The organism is Streptomyces sp. NBC_01255 (genome assembly GCF_036226445.1).
GTDB lineage: Bacteria > Actinomycetota > Actinomycetes > Streptomycetales > Streptomycetaceae > Streptomyces.
The window spans coordinates 2898039-2916779 of record NZ_CP108474.1 but is presented as its reverse complement, the minus strand read 5'-3'; the positions used below and the strand labels follow the sequence as shown (position 1 = coordinate 2916779).

Below are 18741 nucleotides of genomic sequence, written 5' to 3'. Positions count from 1 at the left end.
CGACGGGGCCCTGCCGCCCGTACCACGAGAGGGATCGCTGAGGAGCACGGGATGAGTGCCGCAGACACAACCACCGCGAAGGTGCCGCCGGTGCGGCAATCGCCACCCTCCGGCTCCACAGCCGGTGGCCCGGGGAAGCCCGGCAAGAAGTCGAACGGCGGGCCAGGTGTCCCATGGCTGCTTCTCGCGCCATGCCTCCTCGTCCTCCTCCTGGTGCTGGGCTACCCCCTCACGCGCCTGGTCACCCTGTCGTTCCAGAAGTTCGGACAGCCCCAGCTGTGGGGCTTCCAGGAAGCCGAGTCCGCCGGGTTCGAGAACTTCACCAGGATCCTCACCGACGGCGAGTTCTGGGCCGTCGTCCTGCGCACGATCCTCTTCGCAGGCGGCGCGGTGATCGCCACCATGGTCCTCGGCATGATGATCGCGCTGCTGCTGCAGAAGGTCTCGGGCTGGGTCAAGGCGCTCATCAACATCGTGCTCGTGGCGAGCTGGGGCATGCCCATCATCGTCGCGACCGCCATCTTCAAGTGGCTCTTCGACGCCGACTACGGCGTACTCAACTGGCTGCTCAGCCGCATCCCCGGCGTCGACATGATCGGCCACAACTGGTTCGCCAGCGGCCCGCAGGGCCTCGCCGTGATCATGCTGCTCGTCGTCTGGGGCGCCGTCCCCTTCGTGGTGATCACCCTGAGCGCCGGCCTCACGCAGGTGCCCAAGGAGCTCGAAGAGGCTGCCAGGCTCGACGGAGCGGGCGCCTGGGGCGTCTTCCGTTTCGTCACCCTGCCCATCCTCAAGCCCATCATCGTCATGCTGACCACGCTCTCGGTGATCTGGGACATGGGCGTCTTCCCGCAGGTCTACGTGATGCGCAACGGCCACCCCGAGCCCGAGTTCCAGCTCCTCACCACGTACTCCTTCGACAGGGCGTTCGTCGTCAACGACTACGGCACCGGCTCGGCGATCGCGCTTGTCACGGTCCTCCTGCTGCTCGGCGTCGTCGCCGTCTACATGCGCCAGATGCTCAAGATCGGAGATGTGGAGTGAGCGCCGCCAACGCCTCCGCGGGCTCGGCCGTCAAGGCCTCTGCCCCCGCGCCCAGCCGCCGCCGCAAGTCCAAGCTCGGCTGGAACCTCCTTGGTCTCTTCGTCGTCCTCACGGCCGGATTCCCGGTCTACTGGATGATCAACACGGCATTCAAGCCGGCCAAGGACGCCATCGATCCGAACCCGCAGTTCTTCCCGTCGACCTTCACGCTCGAGAACTTCTCGCGCGCCCTCGACATCGCGGACTTCTGGGGACCGGTCCTCCGCAGCCTGGTCGTCTCGCTCGTCGTGGTCGTCATCGGCATCGCGGTCGGCCTGCTCGCCGCCCTCGCGATCTCCCGCTTCGCCTTCCGGGGCCGCAAGATCGTGATCGTCGGCATCCTCGCGGTCCAGATGATCCCGCTCGTCGCCATGATCATCCCGGTCTTCCTGATGCTCAACGACCTCGGTCAGTACGACAAGCTCAGCGGCTTGATTCTCACGTATCTGACCTTCATCCTCCCGTTCACCGTGTGGACCCTGCGCGGTTTCATCGTGAACATCCCCAAGGAGCTGGAGGAGGCCGCGCAGGTCGACGGCTGCACCCGCACCGGCGCCTTCGTCCGGGTCGTCTTCCCGCTGCTCGCACCGGGCATGGTCGCCACCTCCGTATACGGCTTCATCCAGGCGTGGAACGAGTACCTGTACGCCCTCATGCTGATGAGCCAGCAGAACCAGACGGCCACCGTCTGGCTCAGCAACTTCATCACCAAGAACGGCACTGAGTACGCACCGATGATGGCGGGCTCGACGATGATGGCCGTCCCCATCGTGATCCTCTTCCTCCTTGTCCAGCGCAAGATGGCCGCGGGGTTGACCGCCGGCGCGGTGAAGGGATAACGGCTCCCATGACCACTCTCGTACACGGCTCGGACACCCTGACCCGAGACGCGCTCACGGTCCTCCAGCCCGGATTCGTCGGCACCACCGCCCCTGACTGGCTGCGCCGTCACATCGGCGAGGGCCTGTCCTCCGTCGGCCTCTTCGGCCGGAACATCGTCAGCCCCGAGCAGCTCGCCGCGCTCACCGCGCAGCTGCGCGCGGAGCGGGACGACGTCCTCGTCGCCATCGACGAGGAGGGCGGGGACGTCACCCGCCTGGAGGTCAAGCAGGGCTCCTCCTTCCCCGGCAGCTACGCGCTGGGCAGTGTCGACGACGTCGAGCTCACCCGGGCCGTGGCCCGCGAGCTCGGCCGCCGGCTCGCCCAGTGCGGCGTCGATCTCAACTGGGCGCCCTCGGCGGACGTCAACTCCAACGCCGAGAACCCGGTCATCGGCGTCCGGTCCTTCGGGCCGGACCCGGACCTGGTCGCCCGGCACACCGTGGCGTACGTCGACGGCCTCCAGGGCGTCGGGGTCGCGGCCTGCACGAAGCACTTCCCGGGACACGGCGACACCAACGTCGACTCGCACGACGCGCTGCCCCGGATCGATGTGGACCTCGCCACACTGCACGCCCGTGAGCTGGTACCTTTCCGCGCCGCCATCGCCGCGGGTACCAAAGCGGTCATGAGCGCGCATATTCTTCTGTCCGCGCTCGACCCGCACCGTCCGGCCACCCTGAGCCCGCAGATCCTCACCGGTCTGCTGCGCCAGGAGCTGGGCTTCGAGGGGCTGATCGTCACCGACGGCATGGAGATGCAGGCCGTCGCGGCGACGTACGGCATCGAGCGCGGATCCGTCCTCGCGATCGCCGCGGGCGCCGACGCCATCTGCGTCGGCGGCGGGCTGTGCGACGAGGACACCGTACTGCGGCTGCGCGACGCGCTGGTCGACGCGGTACGGACCGGTGAACTGCCCGAGGAGCGGCTGGCCGACGCCGCGGCGCGCGTGCGCGCCCTGGCGGCCTGGACCCAGTCGCACCGGGCCAGGGGGGCTGAATCGGTGCCGGGCGCGGCAGTGCAGGAGGGGACCGCGCCCGGCGCCGACATCGGACTCGTCGCGGCCCGCCGGGCCCTGAAGGTGACCCGGGGGGAGCGGCCGTACACCCCGGTGAGCAGCGCTCCCTACGTGGCCTCCTTCACCCCGGTCGCGAACTTCGCCGTCGGCGACGAGACGCCCTGGGGCATCGCGGCGGAGCTGGAGCGCCTGCTGCCCGGCACGGAGACCGGCTCGTACGACGAGGCCTCGGTGGACCCGATCCTCGCCGCCGCGGGGGAGCGCCGGATCGTCGCGGTCGTCCGTGACGCCCACCGTCACCCGTGGATGACTCAGGCCCTGGACGGTCTCCTCGCGGCCCGCCCCGACACCGTCGTGGTCGAGATGGGCCTCAACGAGGCGGAGCCCCGCGGGGCCCTGCACATCGCCACGCACGGCGCGGCCCGCGTCTGCGGCCGCGCGGCCGCCGAGGCCGTGGTCGGCACCGGCAGCTGAGCGCACTCGTACGCGAAGGGGCCCGGCACCTGAATCAGGTGCCGGGCCCCTTCGTCGTGTCCCCTGGACGTCTTTAGATGCCCTGCCAGGCGGGCTTGTCGGCGAAGGTGTGGCGGAAGTAGTCCGCGAGCTTCAGCTTGGAGGCCGCGGCCTCGTCCACGACGACCGTGGCGTGCGGGTGCAGCTGGAGCGCGGAGGCCGGCACGAGCGCGGCGACCGGGCCCTCGACGGTCTGCGCCACGGCCTCGGCCTTGCCCTCGCCGGTGGCGAGCAGCACCAGGTGGCGGGCCTCCAGGATGGTGCCGATGCCCTGGGTGATGACGTGGTGCGGCACCTGCGCGATGTCGTTGTCGAAGAAGCGGGCGTTGTCCACGCGGGTCTGCTGGGTCAGCGTCTTGATCCGGGTGCGCGAGGCGAGCGAGGAGCACGGCTCGTTGAACCCGATGTGCCCGTCGGTGCCGATGCCCAGGATCTGCAGGTCCACACCGCCGGCCTCGGCCAGCGCCCTGTCGTACGCCTCGCAGGCCGCCTGGACGTCCTCGGCGGAGCCGTCGGGGCCCATGAAGGCGTCCTGGGAGAGCCCGAGGGGCTCGACGACCTGACGGAGCACGGTGGAGCGGTACGACTCGGGGTGCCCGGACGGCAGTCCGACGTACTCGTCCAGCTGGGCGATCCGGGCGCGGGAGGCGTCCACGGAACCGGCCGCGACCTGGGCGGTCAGGGCGTCGTAGATGGGGATCGGAGTCGAACCCGTGGCCACGCCGAGCAGCGCGTCGGGCTTGCGGCGCAGGAGGCCGGCGATGCCGTCCGCGATGAGCTCGCCGCCCGCCTTGGCGTCCTTGACGATGACAACTTCCACGCTGTGCCTGCCGATCTGGTGGAGGGGCTAGGAGAGGGGCCATGTGGTATAGACCAATCAAAGCCAAATCTAGCAGAGGGGAGGCCGTCTCCTCATGCCGTTCCGACGTGCGGACGGCACCGTCACCATCGTCTGCCGCGCCCGCCCCACCAGCCACTCGAATCCGCCCCTGGACGGCGCCCTCCATGCGCCCCTCCACGCGCCCTCAGTGCACCCTTTTGCGCGCCCGGCTCAGGCCAGCGAGCCGCCCGTGGCGTCGATCCAGTGGCCCGTCACCCAGCGCGCGTCCTCGGAGGCCAGGAAGGCCACCACGTCCGCTATCTCCGCCGGGGTGCCGACCCCGCCGAGCGCCGACATCGCCGCCGCCCCGGCCCAGGCCTGGTCGTTGCCCCGCAGCCAGCCGGCGTTGATGTCCGTGTCCACGATTCCCGGCGCCACCGCGTTGACCGTGATCCGCCGCGGCCCGAGGACCTTCGACAGATAGCGGGTGAAGACGTCCAGGGCGCCCTTCGACATCGCGTACGCGATCGTCTCCGGCATCAGCGCCGCCTTGCTCAGGCCCGTCGAGACGTTGACGATCCGTCCGCCGTCCCGCAGTCGCTCGGCGCCCAGCTGTGCCAGGAAGAACGGCGCCTTCGTGTTGACCGCGAAGATCCGGTCGTACTCCTCCTCGCCGATCGCCTCGAAGGGCCGGCTCGCCCCGATCCCGGCATTGTTCACGAGGATGTCGAGGCCGTCCGCGCGCTCGTCGAAGGCCGCCCAGAGCGCCGCCGCGTCCCCCGGCGTCCCCAGCTCCCGCCCGATCGCGAAGGCCTCGCCGCCGGCCGCCTCGATCGCCGTGACCGTCTCCTTCGCCGCCGTCTCGTTGCTTCCGTAGTGCACCGCGACCCGGGCGCCTTCCCGGCCGAGCCGCTCCGCGATCCCGCGCCCGATGCCCCGGCTGCCACCCGTGACCAGTGCCGTCTTCCCTGCGAGCACGCCCATGGCGACGCCCCCCTGTTTGTGTAGTGGTCGTTACGAAAAGAACCGTACCCCACTTTTCCTAGCGCGCGCTATAGAATTCACTCCATGGTGACGAGACAGCGCGGCCGCCCCCGCTCCTTCGACCGGCTCACGGCCCTGGAGCAGGCCACGATGGCCTTCTGGGAGCACGGCTACGAGACGACCTCCGTCGCCGACCTCACCCGCGCCATGGGCATCAGCGCACCCAGCCTCTACTCGGCCTTCGGCGACAAGCGGACGCTCTTCGAGGAGGTCGTCGAGGCGTACGCGGGGTCGTACGGCGCGTACGGCGGCCGCGCCTTCGCCGAGGAGCCGACGGCCCGCGGCGCCGTCGGACGCGTCCTGCGGGAGGCGGCGGAGCTCTTCACGGAGTCGGGTCATCCGCGCGGCTGTCTGATGATCTCCGCGGCGATCAACTGCTCGACACCCGAGGTCGAGGAGGCCCTGCGGGCGCGCCGCGAGGCCAATCTGACCTCCTTCGAGGCCCGGATCCGCCGGGACGTCGAGGCGGGGGAGCTGTCACCCGGCACCGACGCCCGCGCGCTCGCCCGCTTCAGCGGCGCCGTGCTCCAGGGCATGTCCCAGCAGGCCCGCGACGGGGCGACGCGGGAGGACCTCGCGGCGGTGGCGGAGTGGGCGATGCAGGCCTGGCCTGCGGAAACGGCTTCGGAAGCGGGCTCGGAATCAGTCCCGGAAACGGCCCCGGAAGCACCCGCGGGCCGCGGCGCCTGACGGGACCCTCAGCCCGTCCGGCACCGCAGCCCGGAGTTGCTCGGCCGGGGGTGTGCGGTCCCTCGGCCGTGTGGGAGGTCTCGACGCAGTCAGGGCAGAGAGCGTCGGGTACCTCGTTCCATCCTCCTGTGCGGGGAGGATGGAGGCTTGTAGCGCCATTGTGGACTAGACCATTCTTGTCTGTCCATCCACAGGAGCGCGGTCCTTCCCGGCCCATCCTCCAACACGGACGCCCGGAGATCCAGGTTCACCGCCCCTGCAATTCCGCAGGTACCCTCGCAGCGTGCCCTCCATGAACGACCTCGTGCGCCAGCACACAGCCCTGAGCGACTCCGACCTCGAGTGGCTCCACTTGCTGGTGTCGGAGTGGCAGCTGCTCTCCGACCTCTCCTTCGCGGACCTCGTCCTGTGGGTTCCGACCCTCGACGGCACGCGATACGTCTCCGTCGCCCAGATGCGGCCCAACACGGGCCCCACCTCGTACCAGGACGACATGGTCGGCCACCTGGTGCCGCGCGGCCGCCGCCCCCTGCTCGACGCCGCCCTCGACGAGGGCCGGATCGTCCGCGAGGGCGACCCCGAGTGGCGCGAGGAGGTCCCGGTGCGGGTCGAGTCGATCCCCGTACGCCGCGAGGGCCGGGTCCTCGGTGTCATCGCCCGCAACACCAACCTGCTCACCGTCCGTACGCCCTCCCGGCTGGAGCTCACCTACCTCCAGTCGGCCTCCGACCTCGCCCAGATGATCGCGGCCGGAACGTTTCCCTTCCCGGGCGAGCAGGTCGACATGGACTCCTCGCCCCGCGCGGGCGACGGCCTGGTCCGCCTGGACGCGGAAGGCGTCGTCCAGTACGCCTCGCCCAACGCGCTCTCCGCCTACCACCGGCTCGGCCTCGCCGCCGACCTCGTCGGCCAGCACCTCGGCCAGATCACGGCCGAGTTCGCCCCCTCCCGCGGCCCCGTGGACGAGGCCCTGGTCAAGGTCGCCTCGGGCTACGCGCCGCGCGAGTTCGAGGTCGAGGGCAACGGCGGGGTGATCCAGCTGCGGGCGATCCCGCTCAGCCCCAAGGGCACCCGGATCGGTTCGCTCGTCCTGCTCCGTGACGTCACCGAACTCCGCCGCCGCGAGCGCGAGTTGATCACCAAGGACGCGACCATCCGGGAGATCCACCACCGGGTGAAGAACAACCTCCAGACCGTGGCCGCCCTGTTGCGTCTCCAGGCCCGCCGGATGGACTCCGACCGCGGCCGCGAGGCGCTCAACGAGGCGGTGCGGCGCGTCGGTTCGATCGCGATCGTCCATGAGACGCTGTCTCAGAACCTGGATGAACGTGTCGAGTTCGACGAGATCGCCGACCGGGTGATCGCGATGGTCGCCGAGATCTCCCCGGGCAAGGTCACCTGCCGGCGCAACGGCCGCTTCGGCATTCTCGACGCCGAGGTCGCGACCCCGCTCTCCATGGTCCTCACGGAGATCCTCCAGAACGCCCTGGAGCACGCCTTCACCCAGGGCGAGCAGGGCACCGTCGAGGTCACCGCCGTCCGCGGCGAGCCCCGCGTCGACGCCCGGCTCCTGATCACGGTCCAGGACGACGGCCGCGGTCTGCCCGAGGGCTTCGACCCGCAGCGGGCCGGCAACCTCGGACTCCAGATCGTACGGACGCTGGTGGAAGGGGAGTTGGGCGGAACGTTCGACATGGTCCCCGGTGCCGAGCGCGGCACGAAGGTGATCCTCGACATCCCCGTACTGGCGCAGAAGTAAGCAGAAGCGAGGCGGACACAGCAGCGAGCCCCGGACCGAGGAGATCGGTCCGGGGCTCGAATGCTGTGGGTTACTGCTGCGCGCTGCGACTCGAGGGCGGTGATTGCATACGCGATGTATGCGCCGCTGGCCTCAGGCTTTCGGCGGGGTGTCAGGCGGTGGCGTTACGCGCCCGGTTGCGAGCGGCACGGCGCTTCATCGCGCGGCGCTCGTCCTCGCTGAGGCCACCCCAGACGCCGGAGTCCTGGCCGGACTCGAGCGCCCACTGCAGGCACTGCTCCATGACGGGGCAGCGGCGGCAGACGGCCTTGGCTTCCTCGATCTGCAGCAGCGCAGGACCGGTGTTGCCGATGGGGAAGAACAGCTCGGGGTCTTCCTCACGACAAACGGCGTTGTGACGCCAGTCCATGGCTGCTACCTCTCTAGGGTGTTACAAGCTGGTTGCTTGTGAATGTGAACGCTTTCACGAATCCCCCCGCAAGGGAAGGGCCGACTGCCAGATGAACTGGTGTGGTCCAGGTGTTGAGGAGGGGTTCTGGCTCTCAGTGGAGGCCGGTGTTGCGGGCCGTCCCGATCGCCAAGAAGAGACTCGCAAACCTCGACGGGGGATACAACCCCTTCCGGAAAGTTTTTTTTGATTCCTCGGTGTCGGCTAGGTCACAGCCGTACTTCTAAGGGGTGGATGCGCGCCTAAACGTTCGAGTGAAAGGACTTTGGGCCCTTCCACTCACACAATCACACGCAGTGCACGGCGTACGCCTGTGAACGTCACGCTCGTACGCAGTCCCAGGTGGTCACCGTCCATCTGGAGGGGGAGGGGGACCTTCGAATGCAAGGTGAAGTCGGTCAGGTCGTGCAGAGTCACGGCGTGCTTGCCGCGGGGACCCCGCTCCGGCGTGGAGGTGAGCAGCTGAGTGGCGTACCGGGCCACCGCCGGGGTGGAGAGACGGCTCAGTCCGAGCACGTCGAGAGCGGTCTCGAAGGACGCCTCCGGGGACGCGTACACCGGACGATTGCCCAGGTAGGTCCAGGGGGAGGTGTTGCAGATTATGGAGAGGACGAGGTCCTCGACCGGCTCGAAGCCGGGGCGCTCCAGGGTGATCGTGCCGTGCCGCCGGTGCGGCTCGTCCAGGAACTGGCGGAACACCTGGCGCAGATAGAGGGCGTGCGTGGATCTCTTCCCGCGCTCCCTCTGCTGTTCGACCCGGCCGATGACGCTCGCGTCGAATCCGAGGCCGGCGCAGAAAGTGAACCAGCGCGAAGGGACCGCTTCGTCCTCGGTGCCCGGCGTGCCGGCCGCAAGCCCGAGGCTCACTGTGCGTGCCCGCCGCTCACGCAGGGCGTCGAGCAGGGCGCCGGTCGCCTCCACGGCGTCGTTCGGCAGTCCGAGCGCGCGGGCGAAGACATTGGTCGAGCCGCCGGGGACGACCGCGAGACCCGGAAGCCGGTCCGGATCGGGCCCGCCGTGCAGCAGTCCGTTGACGACCTCGTTGACCGTGCCGTCGCCGCCGAGGGCCACGACCAGATCGATGTTGCCCGAGTCGGCGGCGCGCCGTCCCAGGTCGCGCGCGTGGCCGCGGTACTCGGTGGTGACCGCCTCCAGCTTCATCTCGCTCGCCAGTGCGTGGATGAGCACGTCACGGGTGCGGGCACTGGTGGTGGTGGCTGCCGGATTGACCACGAGAAGTGCGCGCATGAGCGCCAGGGTACCTACCCGGCGGTACCTGGCCCAGTCCAGGCCACCCGTCGGACACCCCGCACGGCCCGGTCCGCCCCGGCCTGCCCGGCCCGGCGGGCGCCCCGGCTACCCTGCCCTGTATGAGCAGCAGTACGGAGCAGACCTCCCGCCCCACTCGCCTCGCCGCCGCGGCGGCCGTGGCCGGCATCGAGGCCCTCGGGCTCATCGCCGGCGGCGTGTTCATGCTGGTGAGATCCCTCACGGACGGGACGGGCGACCTCACCGGCGCCCTGACCGGCGCGGTGACGCTCGTCGCGCTCGGCCTGATCCCGCTCGTCGCCGCCCGCGGCCTGTGGCTGTGCCGCTCCTGGAGCCGGGGCCCGGCCGTCATCACCCAGATCCTGGCCCTGCCGGTCGCCTGGCAGATGCTCCAGGCGAACAGCGCGATGATCCCGGCCGGCATCGCCCTCGGCGTCCTCGCCGTCACCGGGCTCGTCCTCCTGGTGAACCCGGCCACGACCGAGGCGCTCGGCATCCGGCGCCCCGGCCAGAACACTCCGTAGGGCCTTAGCCCCTACTCCTCCACCAAAAGCTTCTCCCGAAGCGACGCCAGGGTCCGAGCCAGCAGCCGAGAAACGTGCATCTGCGAGATGCCGACCTCCTGCGCGATCTGCGACTGGGTCATGTTCCCGAAGAACCGCAGCAGCAGGATCCGCTTCTCCCGCGGCGGCAGGTCCTCCAGGAGCGGCTTGAGCGACTCGCGGTACTCGACCCCCTCCAGGGCCTCGTCCTCGGCGCCCAGGGTGTCCGCCACGGCCGGCGACTCGTCGTCCGTGTCCGGGACGTCCAGGGAGAGCGTCGAGTAGGCGTTCGCCGACTCCAGCCCCTCCAGGACCTCCTCCTCCGAGATCCCGAGCCGCTCGGCCAGCTCGTGCACCGTCGGGGAGCGGCCGTGCTGCTGGGAGAGCTCCGCCGTCGCCGTGGTCAGCGAGAGCCGCAGCTCCTGGAGGCGGCGCGGCACGCGGACGGCCCACCCCTTGTCACGGAAGTGGCGCTTGATCTCGCCGACGACCGTCGGGGTCGCGTACGTCGAGAACTCGACGCCACGCTCCGGGTCGAACCGGTCCACCGACTTGATCAGGCCGATGGTCGCCACCTGCGTCAGGTCGTCCAGCGGCTCGCCGCGGTTGCGGAAGCGCCGGGCCAGGTGTTCCACCAGGGGCAGGTGCATCCGGACCAGCCGGTTGCGCAGCTCCGCCTTCTCCGGGGAACCCTCCGGCAGCCCGCGCAGCTCGACGAAGAGGGCGCGGGCGCCGCTCCGGTCGGTCGGGGCGGGGACGGTGGGAGGCTCCGGGACCTCGTCGCGCTGCTCCGCCTCGGCGGCCTTGGCTTCCTCGGCGGCCTTGGCCTCTTCGGCGCTCGGCATGCCCGAAGAGTCCCCGGCGACCTCGGAGACTTCGGAGACCCCGGCGACCTCGGAGGTCCCGGAGGTCCCGGGGGTCGTCGAGGCCTCCGGGAGGCCGGGTGTCTCGGGAACCTGGTGGTGCTGCTCGTGCTCGCTCATCTGGTCCGCCTGCTCCGTAGCGACCTCGTGCGGCCGCGCCTGCTGCTCAGGGATGCCGGCCGTCGCGTCCCCGCTCCTCACGCCGGGCCTGGCCCCGCGCCGCGCTGTTTGTACAGGCTGATCGAGACCGTACGGTCGTCGGCCACCGACGACTCCACCTTCCCGGCCAGTGCCGACAGCACCGTCCAGGCGAAGGTGTCCCGCTCCGGCGCCCGGCCGTCGGTCGTCGGGGCGGAGACCGTCACGTCCAGCGAGTCGTCGACCAGCCGGAAGACACAGCTGAGGACGGACCCCGGCACGGCCTGCTGGAGCAGGATCGCGCAGGCCTCGTCGACCGCGATCCGCAAGTCCTCGATCTCGTCGAGGGTGAAGTCCAAGCGCGCCGCGAGGCCGGCCGTGGCCGTACGCAGCACGGACAGATAGGCACCCGCAGCGGGCAGCCGGACTTCCACGAAGTCCTGGGTCCCGGGCTCGCCTGTGATCTGGGACACCCTCACCTCCAAGGTGGCACAAGCTCATTCGGGGTCCGGGGGGAGAGGCCCCGAACCGGGCGGTGCGCAGGGGGCTGCGCAGTCCGCCGTGACGCTATCGCGATCCGTCCCGCCGTGTCGCCGTGAGCCCCCCCGGCCCCCGATCGCGCTCGTCACCCATGGTAGGCCCATGGATGCGGACGGTGGGTAGAGGCCTGCGGGGGGCGAAAACGAGCGACTGGCGGAGGGATGACGTACCCAACCGGGAAGCCGTCGAACCGTCGGAAGGGCCGCGTCGTACCGAGGGGCCCGGCCGTCAGACGATCGAACTGTCCACGAAGCACCAGCGCCAGGCCTCGCCCGGCTCGAAGGTCCGCATCACCGGATGCCCCGTGCTGGAGAAATGCCCCGTCGCGTGCCGCCCCGCCGACGAGTCGCAGCAGCCGACATGCCCGCAGCTCAGGCAGAGCCGCAGCTGGACCGGGTGCGTCCCGTCCGCCAGGCACTCCGGGCAGGTGTCGGCCAGCGGCGCCGGTTCGGGGCGCGGCATTTCGGCAACGTGCGGGCACTCGCTCATGATGGCCAGGTTACGTTGCGACACCGGACAGGGACGGGCACAAGGGCATGGACGCACTGCAGCTGGTGGCACTGGTGGCGGCGAGCGCCGCGATCGCGGGGCTCGCGCGCAGGACCCCGGTGCCGGCCCCGCTGCTCCTGGTCGCCGCCGGTCTCGCCGCCTCGTACGTCCCCGGAGTACCGGACTACACGCTCGACCCGCACATCGTGCTGCCGCTGATCCTGCCCCCGCTCCTCTACACGGCGGCCCTCGACTCCTCCTACCTCGACCTGCGGGCCAACATCCGGCCCGTCGCCCTGCTTTCCGTCGGTTACGTCCTCTTCGCCACCGTGGCCGTCGGCTGGCTCGCGTACGTCCTCGTCCCCGACCTGCCGCTGACCGCCGCGCTCGTGCTCGGCGCGGTGGTCGCCCCGCCGGACGCGGTCGCCGCCACCGCCATCGCCCGCAAGCTCGGTCTGCCCCACCGGATCACCACGATCCTCCAGGGCGAGTCCCTGGTGAACGACGCCACCGCCATCACCGCCTACAAGGTGGCCCTCGCGGCGGCGGTCGGCGAGGGCATCAGCTGGGCCGGCGGCATCGGGGAGTTCGCGCTCGCGTCCCTCGGCGGGATCGGCGTCGGCCTGGTCCTCATGGTCCCCATCCACTGGCTCCGCCGCGGCCTCGGCGACTCCCTCCTCCAGAACACCCTCTCCCTCCTCATCCCCTTCGTCGCCTACGCGGCCGCCGAGGAGGTGCACGCCTCCGGCGTCCTCGCCGTCGTCGTGGTCGGCCTCTTCCTCGGCCACCGCGCCTGGCAGGTCGACTTCGCGACCCGGCTCCAGGAGGAGGCCGTCTGGAAGATGGTCGCCTTCGTCCTGGAATCCGCAGTCTTCGCCCTGATCGGGCTCCAACTGCCGTACGTCGTCCAGGGCCTCGGCCAGTACGGCATCGGGGAGGCGGTCTGGTACGCGGTCGGGGTCTTCGTGGCCGTCGTCGTCGTCCGGTTCGTGTGGGTCTACCCGGCGACCTTCCTGCCCCGCCGGCTCTCCGCGCGCGTACGCGAACGCGAGCCGGGAGTGGACTGGAAGGCCCCGCTCGTCGTCGGCTGGGCCGGCATGCGCGGAGTGGTCTCCCTCGCCATCGCCTTCTCCATCCCCGTCGTCACGGACGGGGTGGAGTTCCCGGCCCGCAACCTCGTCCTCTTCCTCACCTTCACCACCGTCATCGGCACGCTGGTGGTGCAGGGCCTCACCCTGCCCCCGCTCATCCGGTTCCTGAAGCTCCCCGGACGCGACCGGTACGCCGAGACCCTCGCCGAGGCACAGGCCCAGAGCGAGGCCTCCCGGGCCGCCGAGGAACGCCTCGACGCCCTCCTCGCCGACGAGCACAACGCTCTCCCGAAGCCCCTCGCCGACCGGCTCCGCACGGTCCTGGAGCGGCGCCGGAACTCCGTGTGGGAGCGGCTCGGGGCGGTCAACGAAGCCACCGGGGAGACGGCGGACGACACGTACCGGCGGCTCTCCCGCGAGATGATCGAAGCCGAGCGCGAGGTCTTCGTGCGGCTGCGCGACGCGCGCCGGATCGACGACGAGATGATGCGTACGCTGCTCCGCCGCCTCGACCTGGAGGAGGCCGCCGCGTACCGCGAGGAGGCGGCCGACTAGTTCCCCGGACGTGGCTCCGGGGCGCCTGTCACCACTGCCGCGAGCCGGGTACCCGCCGGGAACGCGCCCTCCTCCGCGAGGGTGACGAGTCCGTACAGCATTTTGGCGACATACAGCCGCTCGATGGCGAGTCCGTGCCGCGCCTCGAAGTCCCGTGCGAACGCCTCAAGGACCGGGCCGGTACGGGCGTAACCGCCGCAGTGGAACCGCTCGTCGAGGGCCCAGTCGCCGCGCGGGCCGCCGAAAGCCGCCTCCTGGAGGGCGCGGACCTCCGCGCCCAGGAAGCCGCCCTTGAGGACCGGAACCCCCAGGGCCCTCTGCCCGGGCGCGAGGCCGGCCGCGAGGCCCGCGAGGGTGCCGCCCGTGCCGCAGGCGACGGCGACCACGTCCGCCGCCCCGGCGAGTTCGCGGCCGAGCTCCACACACCCCCGCACGGCGAGCGCGTTGCTGCCGCCCTCCGGGACCACGTACGTCTCCGCGGGGGCCCGCTCCAGGAGCGCGGCGAGCGTGGCGGGTTCGCTCTTCGCGCGGTACGTGGCCCGGTCGACGAACTCCAGCCGCATCCCGTCCGCCGCGCACCGCGCGAGGGACGGGTTGAGCGGGCGCCCGGCCAGCTCGTCGCCGCGGACGACGCCGATCGTCGGGAAGCCGAAGAGCCGCCCGGCGGCGGCCGTGGCACGCAGGTGGTTCGAGTACGCGCCGCCGAAGGTGAGCACGGGCCGGCCGTCCGCCGCGCGCAGGTTGAGCGCGAGCTTGCGCCACTTGTTGCCCGGCAGGTCGGGGTGGATGAGGTCGTCGCGCTTGAGCAGCAACGTGAGACCGCGCCGGGCGAAGCGCTCGTCCTCCACCGGCTCCAGGGGCGAGGGGAGCCGGGGCCGCAGCCGGGAGAGGTCGAAGGCGTTCACCCGGCCATTGTCCCGGCCGGTCCGGGATCGACGGTCAGCGCAGCAGGTCGGCGACCCGTTCGCGCATCGAGGCCATCGTGAACCCGCGCGGGTCCACCTTCCCCGGCTGCCACTCCCGGTGCCCGATGACCGAGCGCTGGGTCCAGCCGTGCACCCGGCACACGGCGGCCGTCGCCTTCGCGATGGCCTCCAGCTGGACCTTCGGCCACGGGTCCTCGCCGTCGCCGAGGTTCTCGCACTCGAAGCCGTAGAAGTGCCGGTTGCCGTCCGTCGAGGCCTCGTCGTCCGGCGGCAGCCCCTGCTCGGCGACGACCGCCCTGAGCACCTCGTCGTCCCCGAGGCCCGCGTGGTTGGCGCGGCCGTAGCCGACGAGGTGGACCGTGCCGTCCTTGGCGATCACGCCGTGGCAGAGCGGACCCGGCAGGCCCTCGTAACCGTCCTTGCAGATCCGGACGGTGCTCGCGGTGCCCCGGGTCACGGTGTGGTGGATCATCACGCCGTGCACGGGGCCCCAGGGGCCCTTGTGGTTGCGGTTGTGGGTGGACCAGTCGCCGACCTGGACGACCGCGAGGCCCTCGTCGCGCAGCGCGTCGAGGAACCTGCTCGCGGACATGGGTGAGGCCATGACCGACTCCCTTCGGGGGAACGGGGTGAACTTCCGGAGTACCGGAGTCCGCTACTCCACGGCCATCCGTTCGAGTGATGTGCGAGCTGATCCGGACACGGCGGTGCGGGGCCCTGATGCGCCGCTGTTCGGAGGGGAAATCGCGTGACATGCCCCGAAGATCGTCGAACAGTCCCACTCGAATGTGTAATGGCGCCGACACGTTCCGTGCTGAAAGGCTTCTCTCGCAACTCACGTATACGAGAGGGAGTTCCATGTCCGTTGGTTCGGTTGGCGACGAGGTCCGTACGGACCAGGCACCGCAGCAGAGTCTCGGTACCGCCGCCGCGCGGAACCTCGCCACGACCACCAAGTCCGCGCCGCAGATGCAGGAGATCACCTCTCGGTGGCTCCTGCGGATGATGCCGTGGGTGCAGGTGCAGGGCGGTACGTACCGGGTGAACCGCAGGCTCAGCTACTCCGTGGGTGACGGCCGCGTCACCTTCGTCCAGACGGGGCAGCGGGTAGCGGTCATCCCCGCCGAGCTCGGCGAGCTTCCGGCCCTGCGCGGATACGAGGACGAGGACGCCCTGACCGAGCTCGCGTCCCGTTGCTCGCAGCGGGAGTACGCGGCGGGCGAGATCATCGCGACCGCGGGCGCCGCCACCGACCGCGTGTACCTCCTTGCGCACGGCCGGATCGAGCAGATCGGCGAGGGACCCTACGGGGACGAGGCCGTCCTCGGCGTCCTCGCCGACGGCTCCTACCTCGGCGAGTCCGCGCTGATCAGCGGCGACGCCGTCTGGGGCTGGACCGCCCGGGCCGCCACCGCCTGTACGGTCCTGGAGCTCACCCGCGACGACGTGCGGAACCTCGCGGACCGGGTCGGCTCGCTCGCCGCGCACCTCGCGGGCATGGCCGCCCTGCCCGACCAGCGCACCAACGGCTACGGCGAGGCCGCCATCGACCTCTCCGCCGGCCACGTCGGCGAGGCGGTCGTCCCGCACACGTACGTCGACTACGACGCCTCTCCCCGCGAGTACGAGCTGAGCGTCGCCCAGACCGTGCTGAAGGTCCACAGCCGCGTCGCCGACCTCTACAACCAGCCGATGAACCAGACCGAGCAGCAGTTGCGGCTGACGGTCGAGGCGCTCCGCGAGCGCCAGGAGCACGAGCTCATCAACAACAAGGAGTTCGGTCTCCTCTCCAACTGCGACTACGGGCAGCGGATCCAGCCCCACGACGGCGCCCCCAGCCCCGACGACATGGACGAGCTGCTCTCCCGCCGCCGGGGCTCGAAGCTCTTCCTCGCCCACCCGCGCGCCATCGCCGCCTTCGGCCGCGAGCTCAACAAGCGCGGCCTCGTGCCGGAGACGATCGACGTCAACGGCAACCGCATCCCGACCTGGCGCGGCGTGCCGATCTACCCGTGCAACAAGATCCCGGTGTCGGACGCCCGGACCACCTCGATCATCTGCATGCGTACGGGCGAGGCCGACCAGGGCGTGATCGGTCTGCACCAGACCGGCCTCCCCGACGAGATCGAGCCCAGCCTCTCGGTCCGCTTCATGGGCATCGACGAGCAGGCGATCATCTCCTACCTCGTCACGGCCTACTACTCGGCGGCCATCCTCGTCCCGGACGCGCTCGGCGTCCTGGAGAACGTCGAGGTCAGCCGCTGGCGCTGAGCCGGCGACGCCCGGGGGCGGGGCCCGAACCTCCCGCCCCCGGGCGTTCCCCAGCGCTCGCGCCGCGAAGGAGACGAAGGAAGTGACCGTGACCATGACCAGCACGGATGCCGTCGGCGACGGTCAGGGGGCCGTGATGCTCCTGGACCAGACACGGACCGCTGTCAATCCCCAACTCCGCTCCACCGTCGAGTCCCTGCCGGGCTCCATACGGCGGGTCGCGATGTACCACTTCGGCTGGGAGCACGCCGACGGCACCCCGGCCGCCGGCCAGGCGGGCAAGGCGATCCGGCCGGCCCTGGTCCTCGCGGCGGCCCGCGCCCTCGGAGCCGAGTCCGCCCCGGCCGTCAAGGCCGCCGCGGCGGTCGAGCTCGCGCACAACTTCACCCTGCTCCACGACGACATCGTGGACGAGGACCCGACCCGGCGGCACCGGCCCACCGCCTGGACCGTCTTCGGCATCCCGGAGGCGCTGATCGCCGGTGACGCGATGAGCGCGCTCGCCCTGCGGCTGCTCGCCGAGGACCCGCACCCCGCGTCCGGGGCCGCCTCCGCCCGTCTCGCCGCCTGCATCATCGAGCTCTGCGCGGGCCAGGCCGCGGACTGCGCCTTCGAGCAGCGCGCGCCCCGCGACGTCTCGCTCGACGAGTGCCTGGCCATGGCCACCGCCAAGACCGGGGCCCTGCTCGGCGCTTCCTGTGCCATCGGCGCGCTCTACGCGGGCGCGGGCGAGGAGGAGGTCGCGGCGATGGACTCCTTCGGCCGCGAGGCCGGACTCGCGTTCCAGCTGATCGACGACCTCATCGGGATCTGGGGCGACCCGGACCGGACGGGCAAGCCGGCCGGCGCCGACCTCGTCGCCCACAAGAAGTCGCTGCCCGTGGTGGCGGCGCTCGCCTCGGGGACCCCGGCGGGGGACGAACTGGCCGAGCTCTACGCCCGTCCGGCCCTCGACGCGGCGGCGGTACGGGCCGCGGCGGACGCGGTCGAGCGGGCCGGCGGCCGGGACTGGGCGCAGGCCCAGGCGGCCGAGCGCATGGGCCGTGCCGTCGAGTACCTGGCGCAGGCGGTGCCGGACCTGGCGGCGGCGGGAGACCTGCTCGCCCTCGCGGAGTTCGTCACCCGGCGTACGCGCTGAGGCGAAGAGGAGAGCGGGGTCCGAGAGCCGGGTCCGAGAGCCGGGTCAGGACTCCGGGACGATCCGGGCGACCACGGTCTCGACCAGGTCGTCCAGGTCCCGTTCGGCGTGGAGGCCGGGCACGGTGAAGTGGTCGAGGAGCAGCCCGGTGAGGGCGAAGTAGAGAACCCGGACCGTGTCCGCGTCCCCGGGCATCCCCGATTCGACGTGCAGCCGGATGTTGAAGGCGAGGTCGTCGCGGAGCACCTGGGTGAACCGGCTCTGGAGCTCGGGCCGGCGCGCGGCCTCCAGGCGCAGCTCGAAAAGGCCCAGGTAGCAGGTGCGCTCGGCGATCATGCGCCGGGCGAGCCAGCGCATCAGCTCGACGACGAGGGCGCGGCTGGGCTTCGCGAGCAGCGCGGTGTCGATGGCGCCGGGCTCGGGCGTCAGCCGGACGAAGATCCGGTCGGCGACCTCGGAGAGCAACCGGTCTCGGTCGCTGAAGTAGTTGGACGAGGTGCCCGTGGGGACCCCCGCCCGGGCGTCGACGGCCCGGAAGGTCAGCCCGCGGGCACCTTCGTCGGCCAGGGCCTCGATCGCTGCGTCGAGCAGCGCCGTACGGCGTTCCGGGTTCCTCGCCACGTGCGGCTCCCTTCGTTTCGGACATGGGGGCTTGCGTAACCACT

Annotated in this window: 19 protein-coding genes; 9 read left to right on the top strand and 10 right to left on the bottom strand. The window is 71.2% G+C overall.

Annotated elements, in window-relative coordinates:
- Nucleotides 1–51: 51 nt before the first annotated feature.
- The 3 genes from OG357_RS12700 to OG357_RS12690 are packed head-to-tail and all read left to right on the top strand — an operon-like array spanning nucleotide 52 to nucleotide 3454.
- A complete protein-coding gene (locus OG357_RS12700; protein ID WP_329621243.1) occupies nucleotides 52–1044 on the top strand; it encodes a carbohydrate ABC transporter permease in 993 nt (330 codons plus the stop codon).
- Nucleotides 1041–1922, top strand: coding sequence for a carbohydrate ABC transporter permease (locus OG357_RS12695; RefSeq protein ID WP_329621242.1), 882 nt, complete (start codon nucleotides 1041–1043; stop codon nucleotides 1920–1922). The genes OG357_RS12700 and OG357_RS12695 overlap by 4 nt, the downstream gene beginning before the upstream one ends.
- Before the next feature lie 8 nt (nucleotides 1923–1930).
- A complete protein-coding gene (locus OG357_RS12690) occupies nucleotides 1931–3454 on the top strand; it encodes a glycoside hydrolase family 3 protein (protein WP_329621241.1) in 1524 nt (507 codons plus the stop codon).
- Nucleotides 3455–3527: 73 nt separating this feature from the next.
- On the opposite strand, the gene nagB is transcribed toward OG357_RS12690, so the two are convergent.
- Nucleotides 3528–4313, bottom strand: a complete 786-nt coding sequence (nagB, locus tag OG357_RS12685) for a glucosamine-6-phosphate deaminase (RefSeq protein ID WP_317602051.1) — start codon at nucleotides 4311–4313, stop codon at nucleotides 3528–3530.
- Between the two features lie 231 nt (nucleotides 4314–4544).
- Nucleotides 4545–5297, bottom strand: coding sequence for an SDR family oxidoreductase (locus tag OG357_RS12680; RefSeq protein WP_329621240.1), 753 nt, complete (start codon nucleotides 5295–5297; stop codon nucleotides 4545–4547).
- 84 nt (nucleotides 5298–5381) lie between these two features.
- Here OG357_RS12680 and OG357_RS12675 point away from each other — a divergent pair, with 84 nt between their 5' ends.
- A complete protein-coding gene (locus OG357_RS12675) occupies nucleotides 5382–6047 on the top strand; it encodes a TetR/AcrR family transcriptional regulator (RefSeq protein ID WP_329621239.1) in 666 nt (221 codons plus the stop codon).
- A 292-nt stretch (nucleotides 6048–6339) separates the two neighbouring features.
- On the top strand, nucleotides 6340–7806 hold the full coding sequence (locus OG357_RS12670; RefSeq protein WP_317599001.1) for a sensor histidine kinase: 1467 nt from the start codon (nucleotides 6340–6342) through the stop codon (nucleotides 7804–7806).
- Between the two features lie 151 nt (nucleotides 7807–7957).
- On the opposite strand, the gene OG357_RS12665 is transcribed toward OG357_RS12670, so the two are convergent.
- Complete coding sequence (locus OG357_RS12665; RefSeq protein ID WP_004937597.1) at nucleotides 7958–8215, bottom strand: WhiB family transcriptional regulator; 258 nt, start codon at nucleotides 8213–8215, stop codon at nucleotides 7958–7960.
- A 318-nt stretch (nucleotides 8216–8533) separates the two neighbouring features.
- Nucleotides 8534–9502: a diacylglycerol/lipid kinase family protein gene (locus tag OG357_RS12660; protein WP_329621238.1), complete on the bottom strand. Its 969-nt coding sequence runs from the start codon at nucleotides 9500–9502 to the stop codon at nucleotides 8534–8536.
- A gap of 122 nt (nucleotides 9503–9624) precedes the next feature.
- On the opposite strand from OG357_RS12660, the gene OG357_RS12655 reads away from it, so the two are divergent.
- A complete protein-coding gene (locus tag OG357_RS12655) occupies nucleotides 9625–10047 on the top strand; it encodes a hypothetical protein (protein WP_329621237.1) in 423 nt (140 codons plus the stop codon).
- 11 nt (nucleotides 10048–10058) lie between these two features.
- Here the strand turns inward: OG357_RS12655 and OG357_RS12650 are convergent, their stop codons facing one another.
- The 3 genes from OG357_RS12650 to OG357_RS12640 all read right to left on the bottom strand — a co-directional run bounded on the left by OG357_RS12650 (nucleotide 10059) and on the right by OG357_RS12640 (nucleotide 12095).
- Nucleotides 10059–11129, bottom strand: a complete 1071-nt coding sequence (locus tag OG357_RS12650) for an RNA polymerase sigma factor SigF (RefSeq protein WP_443066672.1) — start codon at nucleotides 11127–11129, stop codon at nucleotides 10059–10061.
- Nucleotides 11126–11539, bottom strand: coding sequence for an anti-sigma regulatory factor (locus OG357_RS12645; RefSeq protein WP_024761155.1), 414 nt, complete (start codon nucleotides 11537–11539; stop codon nucleotides 11126–11128). The genes OG357_RS12650 and OG357_RS12645 overlap by 4 nt, the downstream gene beginning before the upstream one ends.
- Before the next feature lie 295 nt (nucleotides 11540–11834).
- Nucleotides 11835–12095: a UBP-type zinc finger domain-containing protein gene (locus tag OG357_RS12640; RefSeq protein ID WP_329621235.1), complete on the bottom strand. Its 261-nt coding sequence runs from the start codon at nucleotides 12093–12095 to the stop codon at nucleotides 11835–11837.
- A 47-nt stretch (nucleotides 12096–12142) separates the two neighbouring features.
- Here OG357_RS12640 and OG357_RS12635 point away from each other — a divergent pair, with 47 nt between their 5' ends.
- A complete protein-coding gene (locus OG357_RS12635; RefSeq protein WP_329621234.1) occupies nucleotides 12143–13741 on the top strand; it encodes a Na+/H+ antiporter in 1599 nt (532 codons plus the stop codon).
- Here OG357_RS12635 and OG357_RS12630 read toward each other — a convergent pair.
- The gene (locus OG357_RS12630) at nucleotides 13738–14646 is read right to left on the bottom strand and encodes a 1-aminocyclopropane-1-carboxylate deaminase/D-cysteine desulfhydrase (RefSeq protein ID WP_329621233.1); all 909 of its coding nucleotides are present in this window, start codon (nucleotides 14644–14646) and stop codon (nucleotides 13738–13740) included. The two genes, OG357_RS12635 and OG357_RS12630, sit on opposite strands and share 4 nt — an antisense overlap.
- Before the next feature lie 34 nt (nucleotides 14647–14680).
- Nucleotides 14681–15271, bottom strand: coding sequence for an N-acetylmuramoyl-L-alanine amidase (locus OG357_RS12625; protein WP_329621232.1), 591 nt, complete (start codon nucleotides 15269–15271; stop codon nucleotides 14681–14683).
- A gap of 254 nt (nucleotides 15272–15525) precedes the next feature.
- On the opposite strand from OG357_RS12625, the gene OG357_RS12620 reads away from it, so the two are divergent.
- Together OG357_RS12620 and OG357_RS12615 are read left to right on the top strand one after the other, a co-directional pair.
- On the top strand, nucleotides 15526–16938 hold the full coding sequence (locus OG357_RS12620) for a family 2B encapsulin nanocompartment shell protein (protein WP_329621231.1): 1413 nt from the start codon (nucleotides 15526–15528) through the stop codon (nucleotides 16936–16938).
- 94 nt (nucleotides 16939–17032) lie between these two features.
- Complete coding sequence (locus OG357_RS12615; protein WP_329625576.1) at nucleotides 17033–18076, top strand: family 2 encapsulin nanocompartment cargo protein polyprenyl transferase; 1044 nt, start codon at nucleotides 17033–17035, stop codon at nucleotides 18074–18076.
- A gap of 45 nt (nucleotides 18077–18121) precedes the next feature.
- Here the strand turns inward: OG357_RS12615 and OG357_RS12610 are convergent, their stop codons facing one another.
- A complete protein-coding gene (locus tag OG357_RS12610; protein WP_329621230.1) occupies nucleotides 18122–18697 on the bottom strand; it encodes a TetR/AcrR family transcriptional regulator in 576 nt (191 codons plus the stop codon).
- Between the last annotated feature and the right edge of the window lie 44 nt (nucleotides 18698–18741).